The organism is Pseudomonas vranovensis DSM 16006 (assembly GCF_000425805.1).
Classification (GTDB): domain Bacteria; phylum Pseudomonadota; class Gammaproteobacteria; order Pseudomonadales; family Pseudomonadaceae; genus Aquipseudomonas; species Aquipseudomonas vranovensis.
This window is the reverse complement of record NZ_AUED01000004.1, coordinates 55,193-76,724: the sequence shown is the minus strand read 5'-3', so window position 1 is coordinate 76,724 and position 21,532 is coordinate 55,193. Positions and strand designations below refer to the sequence as shown.

At 60.5% G+C, this 21,532-nt stretch carries 18 protein-coding genes and 1 pseudogene; 7 read left to right on the top strand and 12 right to left on the bottom strand.

The features are described from left to right. Nucleotides 1-24 precede the first annotated feature (24 nt). Nucleotides 25-660 carry an alpha/beta hydrolase gene (locus H621_RS0110030; RefSeq protein ID WP_028943265.1) on the bottom strand — a complete coding sequence of 212 codons (636 nt, stop codon included), beginning with the start codon at nt 658-660 and terminating at the stop codon, nt 25-27. A gap of 138 nt (nt 661-798) precedes the next feature. On the opposite strand from H621_RS0110030, the gene H621_RS0110025 reads away from it, so the two are divergent. After that, a complete protein-coding gene (locus H621_RS0110025) occupies nt 799-1,236 on the top strand; it encodes a Z-ring associated ZapG family protein (RefSeq protein ID WP_028943264.1) in 438 nt (145 codons plus the stop codon). A 73-nt stretch (nt 1,237-1,309) separates the two neighbouring features. On the opposite strand, the gene mdeB is transcribed toward H621_RS0110025, so the two are convergent. Further along, a complete protein-coding gene (mdeB, locus tag H621_RS0110020) occupies nt 1,310-4,021 on the bottom strand; it encodes an alpha-ketoglutarate dehydrogenase (RefSeq protein ID WP_084167950.1) in 2,712 nt (903 codons plus the stop codon). Nucleotides 4,022-4,046: 25 nt separating this feature from the next. Beyond that, entirely contained in the window at nt 4,047-5,243 is a 1,197-nt protein-coding gene (locus H621_RS0110015; protein ID WP_028943262.1) for a methionine gamma-lyase, read from the bottom strand. A gap of 127 nt (nt 5,244-5,370) precedes the next feature. On the opposite strand from H621_RS0110015, the gene H621_RS0110010 reads away from it, so the two are divergent. After that, nucleotides 5,371-5,850, top strand: coding sequence for an Lrp/AsnC family transcriptional regulator (locus H621_RS0110010; protein ID WP_028943261.1), 480 nt, complete (start codon nt 5,371-5,373; stop codon nt 5,848-5,850). 373 nt (nt 5,851-6,223) lie between these two features. Here H621_RS0110010 and H621_RS27020 read toward each other — a convergent pair whose 3' ends face one another. The 5 genes and pseudogenes from H621_RS27020 to H621_RS0109985 all read right to left on the bottom strand — a co-directional run bounded on the left by H621_RS27020 (nt 6,224) and on the right by H621_RS0109985 (nt 11,099). Beyond that, nucleotides 6,224-6,640: a hypothetical protein gene (locus H621_RS27020; protein WP_245219046.1), complete on the bottom strand. Its 417-nt coding sequence runs from the start codon at nt 6,638-6,640 to the stop codon at nt 6,224-6,226. A gap of 275 nt (nt 6,641-6,915) precedes the next feature. Continuing rightward, the gene (cysN, locus tag H621_RS0110000) at nt 6,916-8,817 is read right to left on the bottom strand and encodes a sulfate adenylyltransferase subunit CysN (protein ID WP_028943260.1); all 1,902 of its coding nucleotides are present in this window, start codon (nt 8,815-8,817) and stop codon (nt 6,916-6,918) included. A 53-nt stretch (nt 8,818-8,870) separates the two neighbouring features. Next, nucleotides 8,871-9,186: pseudogene (locus H621_RS27015) on the bottom strand (four helix bundle protein). A 100-nt stretch (nt 9,187-9,286) separates the two neighbouring features. Continuing rightward, complete coding sequence (gene cysD / locus H621_RS0109990; protein ID WP_028943259.1) at nt 9,287-10,204, bottom strand: sulfate adenylyltransferase subunit CysD; 918 nt, start codon at nt 10,202-10,204, stop codon at nt 9,287-9,289. A gap of 136 nt (nt 10,205-10,340) precedes the next feature. Further along, the gene (locus H621_RS0109985) at nt 10,341-11,099 is read right to left on the bottom strand and encodes a Nif3-like dinuclear metal center hexameric protein (protein ID WP_028943258.1); all 759 of its coding nucleotides are present in this window, start codon (nt 11,097-11,099) and stop codon (nt 10,341-10,343) included. Nucleotides 11,100-11,336: 237 nt separating this feature from the next. On the opposite strand from H621_RS0109985, the gene algW reads away from it, so the two are divergent. Beyond that, nucleotides 11,337-12,494, top strand: coding sequence for a Do family serine endopeptidase AlgW (algW, locus tag H621_RS0109980; RefSeq protein WP_028943257.1), 1,158 nt, complete (start codon nt 11,337-11,339; stop codon nt 12,492-12,494). Nucleotides 12,495-12,599: 105 nt separating this feature from the next. Here the strand turns inward: algW and H621_RS0109975 are convergent, their stop codons facing one another. The 4 genes from H621_RS0109975 to H621_RS0109960 form a co-directional block, all read right to left on the bottom strand. After that, nucleotides 12,600-13,364 (bottom strand): amino acid ABC transporter ATP-binding protein, encoded by a 765-nt coding sequence (locus H621_RS0109975; protein ID WP_028943256.1) that lies wholly within the window; start codon nt 13,362-13,364, stop codon nt 12,600-12,602. 10 nt (nt 13,365-13,374) lie between these two features. Then, nucleotides 13,375-14,472 (bottom strand): amino acid ABC transporter permease, encoded by a 1,098-nt coding sequence (locus tag H621_RS0109970; protein ID WP_028943255.1) that lies wholly within the window; start codon nt 14,470-14,472, stop codon nt 13,375-13,377. A gap of 10 nt (nt 14,473-14,482) precedes the next feature. Continuing rightward, entirely contained in the window at nt 14,483-15,661 is a 1,179-nt protein-coding gene (locus tag H621_RS0109965; protein ID WP_028943254.1) for an amino acid ABC transporter permease, read from the bottom strand. A gap of 66 nt (nt 15,662-15,727) precedes the next feature. Further along, entirely contained in the window at nt 15,728-16,756 is a 1,029-nt protein-coding gene (locus H621_RS0109960; RefSeq protein WP_028943253.1) for an amino acid ABC transporter substrate-binding protein, read from the bottom strand. Between the two features lie 335 nt (nt 16,757-17,091). On the opposite strand from H621_RS0109960, the gene H621_RS0109955 reads away from it, so the two are divergent. The 4 genes from H621_RS0109955 (at nt 17,092) to H621_RS0109940 (ending at nt 21,521) form a co-directional block, all read left to right on the top strand. Beyond that, a complete protein-coding gene (locus H621_RS0109955) occupies nt 17,092-17,748 on the top strand; it encodes an alpha/beta hydrolase (RefSeq protein WP_028943252.1) in 657 nt (218 codons plus the stop codon). A 101-nt stretch (nt 17,749-17,849) separates the two neighbouring features. Beyond that, nucleotides 17,850-19,277 (top strand): ATP-dependent RNA helicase RhlB, encoded by a 1,428-nt coding sequence (rhlB, locus tag H621_RS0109950; protein WP_028943251.1) that lies wholly within the window; start codon nt 17,850-17,852, stop codon nt 19,275-19,277. Between the two features lie 152 nt (nt 19,278-19,429). Beyond that, nucleotides 19,430-20,380 carry an ornithine cyclodeaminase family protein gene (locus H621_RS0109945; protein WP_028943250.1) on the top strand — a complete coding sequence of 317 codons (951 nt, stop codon included), beginning with the start codon at nt 19,430-19,432 and terminating at the stop codon, nt 20,378-20,380. A gap of 10 nt (nt 20,381-20,390) precedes the next feature. Beyond that, nucleotides 20,391-21,521 (top strand): NAD(P)/FAD-dependent oxidoreductase, encoded by a 1,131-nt coding sequence (locus H621_RS0109940; protein ID WP_028943249.1) that lies wholly within the window; start codon nt 20,391-20,393, stop codon nt 21,519-21,521. The last annotated feature ends 11 nt before the right edge of the window (nt 21,522-21,532 follow it).

Below are 21,532 nucleotides of genomic sequence, written 5' to 3'. Positions count from 1 at the left end.
GGGTAATCGCTTATCAGGCTTGTATCAATTTGAAAGGCGCGGCAGCACCAGATCCTTGAGGTCGGTGAGCTTGCCGTGGAAAAAGTGTCCGCATTCTGCCACTTTCAGCAGCTCATGGGGGCGTGGGAGTGTGTCCGACCAGTCGTAGACGATCTGCGGATCGATCACTTCGTCGGTATCGGGCTGAATCACACTCAGGGCGCAGTTGTGTGGAATCGCATCCTGATCCTTCAAGCGCATCACCGCCGGGGCGACCATGAACAGTTGCTTGAGCGAAACGCCTTCGGCTTCAAGGCGACCACCCAGGCTTGCCGCGACGAAGCCGCCGAAGGAAAAGCCCATCAAGGTCAATGGCAGTTGTGGATGCTTTTCCAGCAACCAGGCCGCTGCGGCCTCGGCATCGTCCACCTCGCCGCTGCCCATGTCGTGGCTGCCGGCACTGGCGCCCACGCCACGATAGTTGAAACGCAGGGTAATGTAGCCGGCATCGCGAGCGGTGCGCTGCAGCATCGACACCACCTTGTTGGTCATGGTCCCACCCTGCACCGGGTTGGGGTGGCACAGCAGCACGATGCCGCGGGCATCGGTGACGTCAAGGTACAAGGCTTCCAATTGGCCGACCGGGCCATCGATGAATACGGGGGTTTCGCGGATAAGCAAGGATAAACTCCGTGACCTCGGAAAGGGTCGACTCGTCTAGCTGAATGATTCTGTCTGAGATATTTGCGATCGTTCGCGGTATACAGCGCAGGTCCGAGCCGTTAACGTAAAGCAAAGCCGTTTATAGAGGAAGGACTCGTGGAACTCTCGCTCTTAGTTTGGTTGTTGCCGACCCTGGCCCTCGTCGTGGGCGTCGTCGTTGGTTTCCTGGTCGCCCGCCTGCTGCCCAATGCAGCGCCGAGCAGCACCCAGCGTCAGCTGGATGATATCCAGGAACGTTTCGACAGCTACCAGAATGAGGTGGTTACCCACTTCAACAGTACGGCTGCACTGGTCAAGAAACTGACCCAGAGTTACCAGGAAGTCCAGGATCACCTGGCCGATGGCGCCAACCGCCTGGCCCTGGACGAACTGACCCGCCAGCGCCTGCTGGCCGCCCTGCACTCGGAAGCCGCCCAGGCCCCGCGTGATCGCCTGACACCACCGAAGGATACCGAAGTACCCCGCGACTACGCACCCAAAGCGCCCAATGCACCGGGCATGCTGGATGAACAGTACGGGCTCAAGCGCAACTGATACAGCCGGTATGTGCGAACGTAAAATGCCCCGCTTCGAAAGAGGCGGGGCATTTTTCATGGGAGCAGCAGCATCAGCAGCACCAGGGCGCCTCTCCTTGCCAACAGCCGTACCGTTCCAGTGCTTCATCCAGCAGGTGCTGGGTGATCCCTCCCTGGCGCACCAGACTGTGCAGGCTGGCCAGCACGATACTGAAGCGATCGACCTCAAAGAACCGCCGCAACTGCTGGCGGGTATCGCTGCGGCCAAAGCCGTCGGTGCCTAGCGTCACGTACGGCGCCTGCACGTACTCGGCAATCAGTTGCGGCCAGGCGCGCACGTAGTCGGTCGCGGCAATGACCGGCACACTTCCGGCCAGGCAACGATGTACATGGCTGAACTCGCCTGTCCCTTGGCCCAGGCGGCTGGAGCGATCGACCTCCCGCGCCTCTCGGGCCAGTTCGCTGAAACTGGTGACACTGAACACATCGCTTTCAATCTGCCAGTCGCTGGCCAGCAACTCACTGGCGGCGATGACCTCGCGCAGGATCGCTCCTGACCCCAACAGGCGCACCCGCCCCCGTGCATCGGCGACCCGCTGTTCGACATATCGGTACATGCCGCGCAACACCTCTTCATGCAACCGCTCGGGCAGGGACGGCTGTGGATAGTTTTCGTTCATCACCGCCACGTAATGGAACTCGTCGCGCTGCTCGGTGAGCATGCGCCTGGCTGCATGTTCGAGAATCACCGCCAGCTCACCGGCGAAGCACGGCTCCCAGGCGCGGCAGTTAGGTACCATCGAGGCCATGACCAGGCTTGAGCCGTCCTGATGTTGAAGCCCTTCGCCACCCAGCGTGGTCCGCCCAGCGGTGGCGCCGAGCAACAGGCCGCGGGCACGCTGGTCCGCAGCGGCCCAGATCAGGTCGCCGACGCGCTGGAAGCCGAACATCGAGTAATAGATGTACACCGGCAGCATCGGCTCGCCATGCACGGCATAAGAGGTGGCCGCCGCCACCCAGGACGACAACGCGCCAGCCTCGGTGATGCCCTCCTCCAGCAACTGACCGTCTCGTGCTTCCTTGTACGACAACAGCGAGCCGGCATCCTCGGGCTCATAGCGTTGCCCCAGCGGGGAATAGATCCCGATCTGCCGGAACAGGCTGGCCATGCCAAAGGTACGCGCCTCGTCGGCAACAATCGGCACTACACGCGCCCCCAGCGTCGGCGCCTTGAGCCAGGCGCCCAGCATGCGCACTGCTGCCATGGTGGTGGACATTTCCTTGCCTTCGGCCTGCAGGGCGAAGGCGCCCATGGTGTGGAGGTCGGGCACCGGAACGGGTTTGACTTCACTGCGCCGCCTTGGCAGAGGGCCGCCAAGGGCCGCACGGCGTTCACGCAAGTAGCGTAACTCCGGACTGTCTTCGGCGGGACGATAGAACTGCAGTTGCTCGACCTGGCTGTCACTCAGCGGCAGGTGAAAGCGGTCGCGAAAAGCCAGCAGGGCCTGGACGTCCAGCTTCTTGGCCTGATGTGCGGTCATCTTCGACTCGCCCGCCGCGCTCATGCCGTAGCCTTTCTTGGTCTTGGCCAGAATCACCGTCGGCCGGCCCTTGCAGGCCTTGGCCGCCGCGTAGGCTGCGTACAACTTGCGCAGGTCATGACCACCGCGTTTGAGCCCATTGATCTCGGCCGAGCTCATATGCTCCACCAGCTTTTGCAGGGCCGGGTGCTGATTGAAGAAGTGCTCGAGGTTGTAGGCGCCGTCCTTGGCCCCCAGGTTCTGGAACTGGCCATCGGGCGTTGCCGCCAGCTGGCGCAGCAGCACATGTTCAGTATCGCGGGCAAACAAGGCATCCCATTCCGAGCCCCACAGCACCTTGATCACATTCCAGCCGGCGCCGCTGAACAGGGACTCAAGCTCCTGGATGATCTGGCCATTGCCACGCACCGGGCCATCCAGGCGCTGCAGGTTGCAGTTGACCACGAAAGTGAGGTTGTCCAGTTGCTCACGCGCCGCCAGGGTCAGGCCGGCGATGGATTCGGGCTCGTCCATTTCACCATCGCCGAACACGCCCCATACATGGCGCTGCGAGGTGTCGACCAGGTTGCGGTGTTGCAGGTAGCGCATGAAACGCGCCTGGTAGATGGCATTGATTGGTCCGATGCCCATGGAACCGGTCGGGAACTGCCAGAAGTCCGGCATCAGCCAGGGGTGGGGATAGGAGCACAGGCCGTTGCCCGCCACTTCCTGGCGATAGCGGGCCAGTTGCTCTTCGCTCAGACGCCCTTCAAGGAAGGCGCGAGCATAAATACCCGGCGCCGAATGCGGCTGGAAGAACACCAGGTCGGCACTGCGGCGCTCACCGCCATCATCACCCCGGAAAAAATGCTGGAAGCCAACCTCGAAAATTTCCGCCGCCGAGGCGTAGCTGGCGATGTGTCCGCCCAGGTCGCCATAAGCGTGATTGGCCCGCATCACCATGGCCAACGCATTCCAGCGCAGCAGGCTGGTGATGCGTTCCTCAAGCTCCAGATCCCCTGGATAAGCACCCTGCAGCTCCACGGGGACGCTGTTGCGGTAGGCCGAATACGCCTGAACACCACGGGCCACACCCAGCTCCCGGGCATGGGCTTCGAGCTGCTCCAACAAGAATCGGGCCCGCTGCGGGCCGCAGTGATGCAGGGTCGATTCCAACGCCTCCAGCCACTCGGCAGTCTCGCCCGGATCGCTATCGACCTCGGCTTCATCGCCAGGTCGAAGCGGCACACCTTCATCCGGCACCAGGTTCATCATTGCCACCATTGCATGGACCCCTTCCGTGGTGGGTTCAGGCACAGGCCGTCAGGGCCTGTTCGATGTCTGCCAGTAGGTCGTCGATATCCTCAAGACCGACCGACAGGCGCACCAGCCCTTCGGAAATTCCGTACTGGGCACGCTCCTGCGGCGTGTAGCTGGAATGGGTCATGCTCGCCGGGTGTTGCGCCAGGGACTCGGCATCCCCCAGGCTGACCGCCCGGCTGAACAGCTGCAGGGCATTCATGAAGCGTCGCCCGGCAGTGATCCCGCCCTTGAGCTCGAACGCGATCATGCCACCTGGCAAGCACATCTGCCGGCGGGCCAGTTGGTACTGGGGGAAGGTCGGCAAGCCGGGGTAGTTGATCATTTCCACAGCAGGGTGTTGCTGGAGGAACTCGGCGATTACCTGGGCGTTGCTGCAGTGTCGCTCCATGCGCAAGGTCAGGGTCTTCATGCCACGCATGAGCAAGGAGGCATCGTGGGGTGACATCACCGCGCCGGTCATGTCCTTCAGACCCTCAAGACGAATCCGATCCACCAGCACTTTGCTGCCCACCACCAGGCCGGCCGTGATGTCGCCATGACCGCTGAGGTACTTGGTTGCCGAATGCACTACCAGGTCAGCGCCCAATTCCAGCGGGCGTTGCAGGTATGGGGTGCAGTAGGTGTTGTCGACCACCACCTTGATGTCGTGCTTGTGCGCAAGCTTGGCCACTGCAGCGATATCAGCCATCTGCATGTTGGGGTTGGCCGGGGTCTCGAAGTAGATCACCTTGGTATCAGCGCCGATCGCAGCAGCGACGGCAGCAACGTCAGTCATGTCCACATGCCGGACCTTGACCCCGAACTCGCCGATACCGTGGTGCAGGAAGGCGAAGGTACAGCCATACAAAGTGCGCCCTACTAGCACCTCGTCGCCGGGTCGCAGCAGGGTCCACAAGGTCGCGGTGATCGCGCCCATGCCGGAAGCGAGTGCCAGGCCGGCCTCGCCGCCTTCGAGCGAAGCCATGCGTGTTTCCAGCAAGGCCAGGGTAGGGTTGGAGATACGACTGTAGAAGTGTCCGCCCTCCTCCCCTGCAAAACAGGCAGCACCGTATTCAACGGTAGGAAAGGCGAAGGTGGCAGTCTGGTAGACCGGAGGCACCAGCGCCCCCTGGTTGGCCAGCGGGTCGTAGCCGTGGTGGATGGCACGGGTAGCAAAACCTGAATCCTTGGTGGAGCCGCTCATGACAACAGCCTCTTGTGATTTGTTATAAGCTTATGCCACTGATGTGCTGATTTTTTTCCAAATATGACTACCCTCGAATAGGGTTGTTGATAAAAAAACAATAAATCCAGCCTACCGAGGGCAAGTTATGCCTAACGCCATCGACCGTACCGACCGTGCCCTGCTCGCCGCCCTGCAGGACAACGCCCGCCTGACCGTCTCCGAACTGGCCGACAGCGTCGCCTTGACCACCTCGCCATGCTGGCGGCGGGTGAAGTTGCTGGAAGAAAACGGCTACATCACCGGCTACCAGGCCATCCTCTCGCCCAAGGCCCTGGGCTTTGGCGTCACGGCGTTCGTCAGCATCATGATGGACTCGCACACCAAGGAAATGGCCCGCGCGTTTGAACAGCGGCTAATGGAAATTCCCGAGATCGTGGCTTGCCACAATATTTCCGGGCGCTATGACTTCTTGCTGGAAATATTGGCGCGAGACCTGGAATCGTTTGGCGAGTTCGCCCGAGAGGTATTGCAAAGTTTGCCGGGAGTGAAGGAGATTTATTCGAGTTTTTCGTTCAAGGCAGTGAAGGAGAAGCGGGTTATTCCTGTGTCGGAGAAGCATATTTGACATGCTGTTTCAGTTACAATATTTAGCAATGTGCGCCCAAAAGACCTACGTCCGGAGCACCATAAGCCTACATAGGATCAGGAAGCGTTGATGTATACCTAGCACCCGCACCGAGGGATCATTTCAACCCCCTCGACACGAGCCTAGGTAAATCATGAAAATGATAGCGGGACTTCTGATATTATCGCTAGCGGCCTGTTCCAACGGTAGGTTTATCTTTAAAGAGGTCGCTTATGAAAAACAGTTCAAATGCGACATGGACCCGCTAATGCAACAATGTGAAAGGCGCATTACTCGTTAACCCCACTGCCAATCAAAAACCGGGAAATTAAAAATCAATTTATAGGGTTTAGGCTTTGGGTAGCGCCCAGGCTCAAAGCCCTCTCGAGCCCATCGGGGCCTCACCTGAACGCTGATCATAAATCACCAGATTTCCATCGTCGGTCAATACTAAATAATTGTTATACCAAAAAGACTTATCAGTCGTATGTGTACTCTCCGCTATCCATAGCCTTCCTCTGGATGGGTCATACAAAAACCCGGAGTTACTCACCACAAAATTTAACGACTGGCGCATTTTCTTCCTGCGAATCGTCGAGCTAAATGGCTGATTAGTATCAGCCACCCAAACCTGCGCACCGTCCTGCTCAATGACCAGGTCCCCTTCTGGTTTTAGCCTCAAATAATATCGACCATTTTCAGACATCAGGAACTGACCTGGCAAAAGCATATGGTTTGCGGGCAAAAGCATAGAACCAGAATTTTGAAAGACAACATATTCAACCGACATTTCACACCTCCAATTCCAAATCGGAGATATCAATGTACTGCCAGTCAAAATCACAAAACCATAAATATGCACCACAACGTAGATTTTATAAAAACATACCCCGTCAATCCTATTGCAAATTGCGGGCAACACCCAGCAGCTTTCTACACAGTTAAATTAGTTACATCGCGGGGCAAGCCCGCTCCTACAGTGTAGGAGCGGGCTTGCCCCGCGCTACTTTTGTGCAGGCAACAAAAAACCCCACCGAGGTGGGGTTTCTTGTTCACGCCAAACGCTTAGATGGCGCCACGCTTTCGCAGCAACTCCAGCACCTGCTTGACGCCCTCTTCCAGGCTGACGTTCTGGGTGTCGACCACCAGGTCTGCATCCAACGGCACGTCATACGGGAAGCTTTCGCCCGGGATGTTGTCACCGCCGGCGGCGTACAGGCCCTGCGGGTCACGCTCGCGGCAGGCCATTGGCGATGCCTGCACGTACACAGTGAGCAATCGCTCCTTGCCGATCAGTGCCTTGGCCTGTTCGCGGCCTTCGGCATCCGGGGCAACGAAGGCCGCCAGGGTCAGCAGGCCGGCTTCGTTGAACTGACGCGCCACGTGCGCGGCACGACGCCAGTTCTCGGTACGCCCGGCGCGGTCCTGTGGCAGGCCCTTGTTCAGGTCGTGGCGCAGGTTCTGACCATCGAGCACATAGACCGCACGGCCCATGTCGAACAGCTTGCGCTCCACGGCATACGCCAGGGTGCTCTTGCCTGCGCCCGAGAGGCCGCTGAACAGCACGGTGGCTGGCTGCTGGCCGAAGCGCAAGGCACGTTCTTCGGTGGCCACATGGGCCAGTTTGCCGTGCTGGCCGATAGTGCCGTGTGGCACGACCGGTGGCGCGATGATCATGCCAGCGCCGACGGTGCCGTTGGTCAGGCGGTCAATGACGATAAAGGCACCGGTGGTGCGGTTGCTGTCATAGCCGTCCAGGGCAATCGGTGCGTCCAGGCTGACCTTGACCTTACCGATCTCGTTCAGCTGCAAGGCACTGGCAGCGCCCTCTTCCAGGGTGTTCACATCGACCTTGTGGGTGATGCTGGCAATCGAGCCTGGCACATAGCTGGTGGCGCGCTTGATGTCGTATTTTTTGCCCGGCAGCATCGGCTCTTCAGCCATCCATACCAGCATGGCTTCGAATTGGTCCGTCACCTGTGGAACGTTATCGGCATGCACCAGGAGGTCGCCACGAGAGATGTCGATCTCGTCTTCCATGGTCAGGGTCACGGCCTGGCCCGGGCCCGCGTTCTCCAGCTCGCCTTCGTAGGTGACGATGGACTTGACCCGGCTGCTCTTGCCCGACGGCAATACGACGATCTCGTCGCCCTTGTGCACCACGCCGCTGGCCAGGGTACCGGCGAAACCGCGGAAGTTCAGGTTCGGACGGTTGACGTACTGCACCGGGAAACGCAGGTCGGTGAAGTTGCGATCGGCTGCCACTTCGACGGTTTCGAGGATTTCCATCAACGCCGGGCCGGTATACCACGGCGAACGCTCGCTGCGGTTGACCACGTTGTCGCCCTTGAGCGCCGACATCGGCACGAAGTGCAAGCTGCTCGGGGTCATGTTGATCGCTTCGGCAAACTTCAGGTAGTCGGCCTTGATGCTCTCGAACACGCCCTCGTCGAAGCCCTTGAGGTCCATCTTGTTCACGGCGACGACAATGTGCTTGATGCCCAGCAACGAGGCAATGTAGCTGTGACGGCGGGTCTGGGTCTGCACGCCATAGCGGGCATCGACCAGGATGATCGCCAGGTCGCAGGTGGACGCACCGGTGGCCATGTTGCGGGTGTACTGCTCATGGCCCGGGGTGTCGGCAATGATGAACTTGCGCTTGGCGGTGGAGAAATAGCGGTAGGCCACATCGATGGTGATGCCCTGCTCACGCTCGGCCTGCAGGCCGTCGACCAGCAACGCCAAGTCGATATCGTCACCGGTGGTGCCGACTTTCTTCGAATCGCGGGTGATGGCTTCAAGATGGTCTTCGTAGATCATCTTGGAGTCGTGCAGCAAACGCCCGATCAGGGTGCTCTTGCCGTCGTCGACGTTACCGCAGGTCAAAAAGCGCAGCAGTTCTTTACGCTCGTGCTGGGCCAGGTAGGCGAGGATGTCCTCGCTGATCAATTCAGATTGGTGGCTCATTACATTCAAGCTCCAAGCTGTAAGCTTCAAGCGGCAAGCTTGTCGGCGTACAACTAGTCAGAAATTTTGTTGATCAACCCGCTCAGCATTCTGGAAAGCTCACGAGTCTCTGTAATCCACTCATTCGATAACGGTTGAGGCAGATAACCTATTTCTCCTCCAATGATGATCTGCGTACGCAATTCACCGCAGGAGGCCTTGGCAATGCACAGGTGGGGCACTTTCTCTCTGGTCGTGCCGCGCTCCATGCCTTCGGCGATATTCGAGGGAATCGAGAACGCTGCTCGCGTGATCTGGTCGTTGTCTCCGAGATCCCGTCCCTGCCAGGTTTTTGCTTCTCTGCCAAACAACCCGCTTCTCAAAGTCCATGATGGGCACTCCTTCGCGCCCACAATGGGCGGCAGCCGCCAAAACCTAGAAGCTACGCATCACGCCTCTAACTTGCAGCTTGCCGCTTGTAACTCGAAGCTTAAAAGTACCCTTGCCGTTTTTTGTCTTCCATCGAGCCTGCGCCATCGTGGTCGATGACACGGCCCTGCCGCTCGGACGTACGGGTCAGGAGCATTTCCTGGATGATGTCGGTGAGGCTTTCGGCCTCGGACTCCACCGCCCCCGTCAATGGGTAGCAGCCAAGGGTACGGAAGCGCACCTTCTTTTTGACGATGCGGGCTTTTTCTTCATCCGAGAGGTGCTCAAGGATGCGCTCGTCGTCGATCATGATCAGGGTGCCGTTCTTCTCGATCACTTCGCGCTCGGCAGCGAAGTACAGCGGCACGATCGGGATGCCTTCGAGGTAGATGTACTGCCAGATGTCCAGCTCGGTCCAGTTCGACAGGGGGAAGACGCGAATCGATTCGCCCTTGTTGACCTTGCCGTTGTAGACGTTCCACAACTCCGGGCGCTGGTTTTTCGGGTCCCAGCGGTGCTTGCTGTCGCGGAACGAGTAGACGCGTTCCTTGGCCCGGGACTTTTCTTCGTCGCGGCGGGCACCACCGAAGGCGGCATCGAAACCATACTTGTCGAGCGCCTGTTTCAGGCCCTCGGTCTTCATGATGTCGGTGTGCTTGGCACTGCCGTGAGTGAACGGGTTGATGCCCTGGGCGACGCCGTCCGGGTTCACGTGAGTGATCAGCTCCAGGCCCATTTCCTCGACCATCTTGTCGCGGAAGCTGTACATCTCCTGGAATTTCCACTGGGTGTCGACGTGCATCACCGGGAACGGCAACTTGCCCGGGAAGAAGGCCTTGCGCGCCAGATGCAGCATCACGGCCGAATCCTTGCCGATCGAGTACAGCATCACCGGGTTATCGAACTCGGCGGCCACCTCACGAATGATGTGGATGCTCTCCGCCTCCAACTGTTTCAAATGCGTCAGTTTGTCGACCATGGCTACTCACGGAAATACGATCTTATGGACGGCCAGCGGGCCGTGTTCGAGCGGGCCACTTTATCACAGCACTCGATTCTATTTAGACGCCCAACTAGAACGAAACAGTATAAGAATATGCCCTGCCGTTTTAGCTTCAGATCGGGTTCGGACAGTCGATGAACAGGTGCTCCAGGGCGAAGCGCCGGGCCAGGTAATCGCCCAGGGCCTGCACGCCATAACGCTCGGTGGCATGGTGGCCGGCGGCGATGAAACTGATGCCGTTTTCCCGCGCGCTATGAAAGGTCTGCTCGGAGGCTTCACCACTGAGGTACAGATCGACCCCGGCGGCAATCGCCTGGTCGATATAGCCCTGGCCGCCGCCGGTACACCAGCCGACTCGGCGAATGGTCCGCTCACCCTCGATCACCAGGGGTTCGCGACCCATGACTTCCTGCACCTTGCGGGCAAAGTCCCGTGCCGACATGGGCTCGGCCAATGAGCCGACCAGGCCGACGACCCGAAGGTTGTCCGGGTCCAGCGGACCTTCGACGGTGATATCCAGTTGCCGGGCCAGTTGCACGTTGTTGCCGACCTCCGGGTGCAGGTCCAGCGGCAGGTGATAGGCCAGCAGGCTCAGGTCGTTCTTGAGCAGGGTTGTCAATCGGCGCTGTTTCATGCCGGTAATGCAGGGGTTCTCGCCTTTCCAGAAGTAACCGTGGTGTACCAGCACCAGGTCGGCATTGGCTTCGACCGCCGCATCCAGCAGTGCCTGGCTCGCGGTAACGCCACTGACGATGCGAGTGACTTGCGGCCGCCCTTCGACCTGCAGGCCATTGGGGCAGTAATCCTGGATTTTTGCGCTGCCAAGGTAGCGTTCGGCTTCCTCGACCAGGGTGCTCAGGGCAACAGCCATGAAAAGACTCCTCAATTCAGCAGTTCAGTGCGGCGCAAGGCCCCGTATAATGACCGCCATTATGGGCCGTCGCCGGGTTTGGGGAAACCGACGGCGGCTGCCAGGGGGCCTGCACGCGGTACTGATGGCTCACGTTGCGATTAAACAGTTCCTGCACGGCTTCGGCCGCAGTATGATCGCGCGCGCTCGCTCCCACGCAGTTCTAGCGGCCCTCTGCCCACTCCCAGGATTCGTTCAATGTTCAAGGCTTTGCGTTACTTTGGCTGGCCGCTGCTGGTCGGCGTGTTGATCGCCCTGCTGATCATCCAGCGCTTTCCGCAATGGGTCGGCCTGCCCAGCCAGGACGTCAACCTGCAACAAGCGCCGCAGACCACGCGCATCATGCAGGGTCCCGTGTCGTATGCCGACGCGGTGAGCATTGCCGCACCGGCAGTCGCCAATCTGTACACCACCAAAGTTGTGAACAAGACTGCCCACCCGCTGTTCGAAGACCCGCAGTTCCGCCGGTTCTTCGGCGACAACCTGCCCAAGCAACGGCGCTGGGAGTCGAGCCTGGGCTCGGCGGTGATCATGAGCCCGGAAGGCTACCTGCTGACCAACAACCACGTGACCTCCGGCGCAGACCAGATCGTGGTAGCCCTCAAGGATGGCCGAGAAACCCTGGCACGGGTGATCGGCAGCGATCCGGAAACCGACCTTGCCGTACTCAAGATCGACCTGAAAAACCTGCCGTCGATCACCATCGGCCGCTCCGACAATATTCATATCGGTGACGTGGCCCTGGCCATCGGCAACCCGTTTGGCGTTGGCCAGACCGTGACCATGGGCATCATCAGCGCAACCGGCCGCAACCAACTGGGCCTGAACAACTACGAAGATTTCATCCAGACCGACGCGGCCATCAACCCGGGCAACTCCGGTGGTGCGCTGGTCGATGCCAGCGGCAACCTGACCGGTATCAACACGGCGATCTTTTCCAAGTCCGGTGGTTCCCAGGGCATTGGCTTCGCCATCCCGACCAAGCTGGCGCTGGAGGTGATGAAGTCGATCATCGAGCATGGCCAGGTCATTCGTGGCTGGTTGGGTATCGAAGTGCAGGCGCTGGGTCAGGAACTGGCCGAATCGTTCGGCATGAAGGATCGACCCGGTATCGTGGTGTCGGGAATTTTCCGCGACGGGCCGGCGCAGAAGGCCGGGCTGCAACTGGGCGACGTGATCCTGAGCATCAATGGCGAACTGGCAGGCGATGCGCGCCGTTCCATGAACCAGGTGGCTCGGATCAAGCCGAACGATAAAGTGGCGATCCTGGTCATGCGCAATGGCAAGGAGCTCAAACTGACTGCCGAAATCGGCTTGCGCCCACCGCCTGCGCCGGCGGTCAAAGAAGAAAACTGATGGCCTGAAACAGTAAGAGCGGGCTTGCCCCGCGATGACGCCAGGCCAGACGATAGAGACATATCGCCCAGCCTGGCGTCATCGCGGGGCAAGCCCGCTCCAACATCAATGCAGGATCTGGCTCAGGAACAGCTGGGTGCGCTCATTCTGCGGCCGGTCGAAGAAGTCATCCGGCGCCGCCTGCTCTACGATCTCCCCTTTATCCATGAAGATCACCCGGTTCGCCACGGTCCGGGCAAAGCCCATTTCGTGGGTTACGCACAGCATGGTCATGCCGTCTTCGGCGAGGCTGACCATGGTGTCGAGCACCTCCTTGACCATCTCAGGGTCGAGTGCCGAGGTCGGCTCGTCGAACAGCATGATCTTGGGTTTCATGCACAGCGCCCGGGCAATCGCCACACGCTGCTGTTGACCACCCGACAACTGCCCCGGGTACTTGTTCGCCTGCTCCGGAATCCGCACACGCTCCAGGTAGTGCATGGCGATTTCCTCGGCCTTGCGCTTGGGCAGCTTGCGCACCCACATCGGCGCCAGGGTGCAGTTCTGCAGAATGGTCAGGTGCGGGAACAGGTTGAAGTGCTGGAACACCATGCCGACTTCACGACGGATCGCTTCGATCTGCTTGAGGTCGTTGGTCAGTTCCACACCATCGACCACGATACGGCCCTGCTGGTGCTCTTCCAGGCGGTTGAGGCAACGGATGGTCGTCGACTTGCCCGACCCCGACGGCCCGCACAGCACGATGCGCTCACCCTGACGCACATTGAGGTTGATGTCCTTGAGCACGTGGAACTGGCCGTACCACTTGTTCACGCCCTGCATCTGAATAATGCCTTCAGGGCTCACAGGCTGTTTGATCGCTTCACTCATGGGAACACTCCTAACGCTTGTGGCCTGTGTCCAGCTTGCGCTCCAGATGCATGGAGTAGCGGGACATACCGAAACAGAAAATCCAGAAAACCAGGGCGGCGAACACGTAGCCCTCGGTCGCCATGCCCAGCCAGGTCGGGTCGGCAGCGGCTTGCTTGACACTGTTGAGCAGGTCGAACAGGCCGATGATGATCACCAGGCTGGTGTCCTTGAACAAGGCAATGAAGGTGTTGACGATGCCGGGAATCACCAGCTTCAGGGCTTGCGGCAGGATCACCAGGCCCATGGAGCGCCAGTAGCCCAGCCCCATGGCTGCAGCCGCTTCGTATTGCCCCTTGGGAATGGCCTGCAGGCCACCGCGCACCACCTCGGCGATATACGCCGACTGGAACAGGATCACCCCGATCATGGCCCGCAGCAGCTTGTCGAAGCTCATGCCCTCAGGCAGGAACAGCGGCAGCATCACCGACGACATGAACAACACCGTGATCAACGGCACGCCACGCCAGAACTCGATGAAGGTCACGCACACCACCTTCACCGCCGGCATGTTCGAGCGTCGCCCCAGGGCCAGCAGAATGCCCAGCGGCAAGGCGCCGACGATACCTACGGTGGCAATCACCAGTGTCAGCATCAGGCCACCCCAGCGACTGGTCGGTACCGTTTCAAGGCCCAGGTAGCCTCCGTGCAGGAGGGTGTAGGCAATGATCGGGTACAACACCAGGAAGCTCAGGCCATAGATCGCCTTGCGCGGGAAGCGCGAGATGAACAGCGGCGCTGCGCCGATCACCGCCAGCCACACGGTCAGGTCGACCCGCCAGCGCAGTTCACTGGGGTAGTAGCCGTACATGAACTGACCGAAGCGCTGCTGGATGAACACCCAACAGGCACCTTCCTTGGTGCAGTCGGCACGGGTGGTGCCCACCCAGTTGGCATCGAAGATCGACCACTGCAGCAGCGGCGGCACAATCAGCCAGACCAGGTACAGGGCAAACAGCGTAAGCAAGGTATTGAGCCAGCTGGAGAACAGGTTGGCGCGCATCCAGGCCAGCACGCCCACGGTTTTCACCGGTGGCGGCATATCGGGTTTGAAAACATGGGTACTCATGCGCTTGTCCTCACCGCTCGATCAGCGCAATGCGCTTGTTGTACCAGTTCATCAGCAGGGAAATGCTGATACTGATGGCCAGGTAGACGCTCATGGTGATGGCGATTACCTCGATGGCCTGGCCGGTCTGGTTGAGCACGGTCCCGGCGAACAGCGACACCATTTCCGGGTAGCCGATACCGGCCGCCAGCGAAGAGTTCTTCGCCAGGTTCAGGTACTGGCTGGTCAGCGGAGGAATGATCACCCGCAGCGCCTGGGGAATGATCACCTTGCGCAGCGTCGGGCCCTCGCGCAGCCCCAGGGAACGGGCCGCTTCCGTCTGGCCATAGCTGACCGAGCGAATGCCCGAACGCACGATTTCGGCGATGAACGCGGCGGTGTAGATGGTCAGCGCCAGGGTAAGGGCCAGCAGCTCCGGGATCAGCACCCAGCCGCCTACAAAGTTGAAACCCTTGAGCTGCGGCATTTCCCAGTGCAGGGGGCTGCCGAACAGCAGCACACAAAGCGCCGGAATGCCCAGGAACAGGAACAGCCCGACCCAGAACTTGTGGAACGGCTCGCCGGTGGCCTCGAAGCGCCGGTTGGCCAGGCGCACCATCACGACAATGGCGAGCACAGCCAGCACCAGGCTGACGACGAATGGCCAGAATCCTTCGGCCATGGAAGCACCGGGCATGTTCACGCCCCGGTTGCTGATAAAGAAGGCGTCGTTGATATTGATACTGCCCCGCGGTCCCGGCAGGGTCAGGAACACCGCGAAGTACCAGAACAGGATCTGCAGCAGCGGTGGGATGTTACGGAAAGTCTCGACATACACCGTGGCCAGCTTGTTGATCATCCAGTTCGGTGACAACCGGGCCACACCGATAATGAACCCCAGCAGGGTCGCCAGGATGATGCCTATAAAGGTCACCAGCAGCGTATTGAGCAAACCGATGACGAATACCCGGGCATAACTGTCCTGCTCGGTGTAGGGGATCAGGTGTTGCGCGATGCCGAAGCCGGCGCTGCGCTCAAGGAAGTCGAAGCCCGAGGTGATGCCTCGGTGTTGCAGGTTGGTCTGGGTGTTATGGAACAGGTACCAGCCAACGCCGACGACGAAGACGATGGTGAGTATCTGAAACAGCCACGCACGCACACGTGGATCGCTCAGGGACAGCCCCCTGGGTGCGCCGATTTGATTTTGCATGTAATGCCCCGGAGAAAAGGGAGATGAACAACCTGCGGCGGCCCAGTGCCGCCGCAGGGTGCAGCATCAGCGCACCGGTGGCGCGTACTGGATGCCGCCGTTGTTCCACAGGGCGTTCAGGCCGCGGTCGATCTGCAGCGGTGTTTCCTTGCCCAGGTTCTTCTCGAAGACTTCACCGTAGTTGCCGACTTGCTTGACGATCTGTACTACCCAGTCCTTCGGCAGTTTCAGGTCTTTGCCGTATTCGCCGTCGGCACCGAGCATGCGCGCGACGTCAGGGTTCTTGGTGGACTTGGCTTCGGCCTCGACGTTCTTGGAGGTGACACCCATTTCTTCGGCATTGAGCATGGCGAACAGGGTCCACTTGACGATGCTGAACCATTCTTCGTCGCCTTTGCGAACCACCGGGCCCAGCGGCTCCTTGGAAATGGTTTCCGGCAGCACCACGTAATCGGCCGGGGCAGCCAGCTTGGAGCGCTGTGCGTAGAGCTGCGACTTGTCGGAAGTCAGTACGTCGCAACGGCCGGACTCCAGCGACTTGGCGCTTTCATCGGAAGTGTCGAAGGTGATCGGGGTGTACTTCAGGCCGTTGGCGCGGAAGTAGTCGGAAACGTTGAGCTCGGTGGTAGTACCCGCCTGGATGCAGATGGTTGCACCGTCCAGTTCCTTGGCACTGGAAACACCCAGCTTCTTGTTGACCAGGAAACCGATGCCGTCGTAATAGGTAACACCGGCGAAGACCAGGCCCATGCCCGCGTCACGGGAGCTGGTCCAGGTGGTGTTGCGCGACAGCACATCGACCTCGCCGGACTGCAGCGCGGTGAAACGCTCCTTGGCATTGAGTTGGCTGAACTTGACCTTCTTGGCATCGCCGAAGACCGCTGCAGCCACCGCACGGCACACGTCTGCGTCGATACCGACGATATTGCCCTTGGCATCCGGAACCGAGAAGCCCGGCAAACCATCACTGACGCCACATTGCACAAATCCCTTCTTCTGTACTGCATCCAGGGTTGCACCCGCCTGTGCAAGACCGCTGATACCCAGTGCGGTAGCAGCGGTAACCACTGCCAGTGTGGATTTAAGCATCTTCATCAAAACCTCCAAATTGCTCTTGTTGTGTTGAGCCGGGATTGCACCGCACCCTTATGAGGCGCATCCGACCCGTGTTGGCTTGTTTTTGGGTCAATTGGCGCAATGCGCTGTTCTGTGACAGCCTTGGTAATCGCTAACGGGTGTTACCGTCCAAAACGTGTAACCTCGCATCAGGAACTTCATAGCAAAGCGCGTACCACACTGAGCGGCTAAAGCGTTTCAGTTCACGTCAATAGGAAAACTTGCAGCGTTGCGACAGGTTTTTTCCGGATTCACTCGACGCGCCTTCATTTCATGCACGCAAACAAGAGCGCGCGCACACTTTCGGAGCAGTCATGACCAACCCGCTGATTCTCGAACCCCAAAAAACCGCAGATGCCTGTGTGATCTGGTTGCACGGCCTGGGGGCCGATCGTTACGACTTCCTGCCGGTTGCCGAAGCCTTGCAGGACGTTTTGCTCAGTACCCGCTTCGTCATGCCCCAGGCCCCCACCCGGCCGGTGACCATCAATGGCGGCTACGAGATGCCCAGCTGGTATGACATCAAGGCCATGACCCCGGCGCGCGCCATCGACCAGGATCAACTGGAGGCTTCAGCCGACCAGGTCATCGCCCTGGTCAAGGCCGAACAGGCAAAAGGCATCGACCTGGCACGTATCGTCCTGGCCGGCTTCTCCCAGGGCGGCGCGGTGGTCCTGCACACTGCTTATATAAAGTGGCAAGAAGCCCTGGGGGGAGTGATTGCCCTGTCGACCTACGCACCGACCTTCGTCCAGGAGCGTGAACTGAGCGCCTGCCAGCAGCGCACGCCGGCCCTGTGCCTGCACGGTGTGCATGACCCCGTGGTACTGCCGGCCATGGGTCGCTCCGCCTATGAGCACCTGAAGCAGTGGGGGGTGAGCGCCAAATGGGCCGAGTACCCGATGGAGCACGAAGTGCTGCAGGAAGAAATCCGCGATATCGCTGTCTGGCTGGCCGAACGCCTGCGTTAAAAGAAGACTTCCTGTAGTTGTCTTCGCAATCCCCTACGCCGCGCCCGAATCTTGCATTACACTGGCCGGCGTACATTCCTTAACCAATTGATGAGATGACCGTGCTCAAAGCACTCAAGAAGATGTTCGGCAAGAGCGAGGTTGAGCAACTCGCCACCGAAACCGCTGCCCCCGTGGTGCAGCCGCCCGCAGCCCCCCAGGCCCCTGCCCCGGCTGCCCCGCTCAACGTCGAGGCCACAGTATCGGCACGCGCCGAGAAACCGGCCGAGCCAAAACCGCGCCACGAGCGCAAGCCAAAGCCTGCCGCCTCTACCTGGAAGCTCGAAGACTTCATGGTCGAGCCGCAGGAAGGCAAGACCCGCTTTCATGATTTCAAACTCTCCCCCGAGCTGATGCACGCTATCCATGACCTCGGTTTCCCCTACTGCACGCCGATCCAGGCGCAAGTGCTGGGCTATACCCTGCGTGGCAAAGATGCGATTGGCCGTGCCCAGACCGGCACCGGCAAGACGGCAGCCTTCCTGATTTCGATCATCACCCAGTTGCAGCAGACCCCGCCGCCCAAAGAGCGCTACATGGGCGAGCCGCGGGCACTGATCATCGCCCCGACCCGCGAACTGGTGGTACAGATCGCCAAGGACGCCGCCGCGCTGACCAAGTACACCGGCCTGAACGTGATGACCTTTGTCGGCGGCATGGACTTCGACAAGCAGCTCAAGGCCCTCGAAGCCCGTCACTGCGACATCCTGGTCGCCACCCCGGGCCGTTTGCTGGACTTCAACCAGCGCGGCGAAGCGCATCTGGACATGGTCGAGGTGCTGGTGCTGGACGAAGCCGACCGCATGCTCGACATGGGTTTCATCCCTCAGGTCCGGCAGATCATCCGCCAGACGCCCCCCAAGAGCGAACGCCAGACCCTGCTGTTCTCGGCCACCTTCACCGAAGACGTGATGAACCTGGCCAAGCAGTGGACCACCGACCCCGCCATCGTCGAGATCGAGCCGGAGAACGTGGCCAGCGAAACGGTCGAGCAACACGTCTATGCCGTGGCCGGTAGCGACAAGTACAAGTTGCTGTACAACCTGGTGACCGAAAACAAGTGGGAACGGGTCATGGTCTTCGCCAACCGCAAGGACGAAGTGCGGCGCATCGAGGAACGCCTGGTACGCGACGGCGTCAATGCCGCCCAGTTGTCGGGCGATGTACCACAGCACAAGCGCATCAAGACCCTCGAGAGCTTCCGCGAAGGCCGAATCACCGTGCTGGTGGCAACCGACGTTGCCGGTCGTGGTATTCACATCGACGGCATCAGCCATGTGATCAACTTCACCCTGCCGGAAGACCCGGACGACTACGTCCACCGTATCGGCCGTACCGGCCGCGCCGGCACCAGCGGTGTGTCGATCAGCTTTGCCGGTGAAGACGACTCCTACCAGTTGCCTGCCATCGAAGAGCTGCTGGGCCGCAAGATCAGCTGCGAGATGCCACCGACCGAGTTGCTCAAGCCGGTACAGCGCAAGCATCACTGATTTTCTGATCGTTAAAGGCATCGCGGGGCAAGCCCTCTCCAGCGGGTAGGAGCAGGCTTGCCCCGCGATGCTTTTCGCATTTTCAGACCAACGATATTGCCCAAATAAACAAAAAGTCCATAATGGACAAAATAGTTTATTTGGAGCATCGCATGTCCGCGCCACTCGTCATCGACAAACAGCACGCTCGCCAACTGCTTGCCCAGGTGGATGTCCCGCAGATCCTGCGCAACCTGTTCCGTGACCTCGCGGCCGGGCAAGCGGTGCAGCCGCCCCAGCAACTGGTGGAATTTCCCGGTGGCCAAGGCGACTTCATCAACTACGGTGGCGTACTTGCCAATGAGCGAGTCTACGGGGTCAAGACATCGCCCTATATCGTCCGCCAGCAAGGCGCCCTGGTCACCGCCTGGACCTTGCTGATGTCCATGGACAGCGGCCAGCCGCTGCTGCTGTGCGATGCCGGCGAATTGACCACCGCGCGTACTGCCGCTACCACTGCCGTGGCCGTCGACGCGCTGGCCTCCACCGATGCCCGCCGCCTGACCCTGATCGGCAGCGGCCCGATTGCCCGCGCGCATTTGCACTATGTCCGCGGCCTGCGCCAGTGGCAGGACATTCGCCTGTTTTCTCCCAGCCTGCCGCAGCAAAGCGCCGAGCAACGTCAGGCGCTGACTGAGCTCGACCCGCGCCTGCAACTGTGCGACAACCTCGAACAGGCCCTGGCGGATGCCGACGTGATTCTGCTCTGCACCTCATCGGCCTCGCCGGTGATCGACCCGCGTACCCTGAGCAAACCCGCACTGGTTACATCGATCAGCACCAACGCCGTGCGCGCCCACGAAGTACCGCCAGCTTGCCTGGGTGAGATGGATGTGTACTGCGACTACCGGGTAACCACGCCAGGCAGCGCAGGCGAGATGCGCATCGCCGCCGAACAGCACGGCTGGCACCCGGAGACAATTGTCGGCGACCTGGCCCAGGTGCTCAGCGAGCAAGCCCCGCGCCCCACCTATCAGCGCCATGCGTTCTTCCGCTCCATTGGCCTGGGTCTTGAAGACATCGCCCTGGCCAATGCGCTGTACCAGCTGCACCACGGCCGCTGAGGAGAGATTCATGCAACAGGCTGACTACATCATCATCGGCGCCGGTGTTGCCGGCGCCTCCACCGGATACTGGCTGGCGGCCCACGGCCGTGTGCTGCTGCTCGAACGCGAGTCACTGCCCGGCTACCACTCCACCGGCCGTTCCGCAGCGCTCTACACCGCAGCCTACGGCACGCCCCAGGTACGCGCCCTGACTTTGGCGAGCCGAGCGTTCTTCGACCACCCGCCAGCGGGCTTTGCCGAGCATCCCCTGCTGACCCCGCGTGGCGAGATGACCGTCGACTTCACCGGTGATCCCGAGGAACTGCAGCGCCAGTACCAGAGCGCCAAAGCCTGCGTACCGGAAGTCGAGTTACTGGATGCTGACCAGGCCTGCGCACTGCTGCCCGTGCTGCGCCGTGAAAAGGTCCACGGCGCCCTGCTTGATCCAAGCGCCAGCGACATCGATACCGACGCCCTGCACCAGGGTTACCTGCGTGGTATCCGCCGCCAGCAAGGTGAAGTCCACAGCAACTGCGACGTGCAGCAACTGAGCCGCGATGCCGACGGTGTCTGGCAGGTGCAGACCAGCCGCGGTACGTTCAGCGCCCCCGTGCTGATCAACGCCGCCGGAGCCTGGGCCGACCAGATCGGCGTGCTGGCCGGTGCGCGGCCGCTGGGCTTGCAACCAAAACGCCGCGCCGCCTTTATCTTTGCCGGGCCCGAAGGCATCGACAGCCATGCCTGGCCCATGCTGGTCAGTCTCGACGAATCGTTCTACATGAAACCCGATGCCGGCATGTTGCTTGGCTCCCCGGCCAACGCCGACCCGGTCGAACCCCATGATGTGCAAGCCGAAGAGCTGGACATCGCCATGGGCATCTACCAGATCGAAGAAGCCACCACCTTGAGCATTCGCCGGCCAACCCGCACCTGGGCCGGCTTGCGCAGCTTTGTTGCCGACGGTGACCTGATCGCCGGTTTCGACCCGCAGGTGCCTGGCCTGTTCTGGGTCGCGGCACAGGGTGGCTATGGTATCCAGACGTCACCAGCCATGGGCCAGGCCAGTGCCGCCCTGGTCCGCGGCCAGGCGCTGGACGATCACCTCAAGGGCTTTGGCCTGAACCCCGAGATGCTGTCGCCCCGCCGCCTGCAAGGGTGACGCGCCGCCGC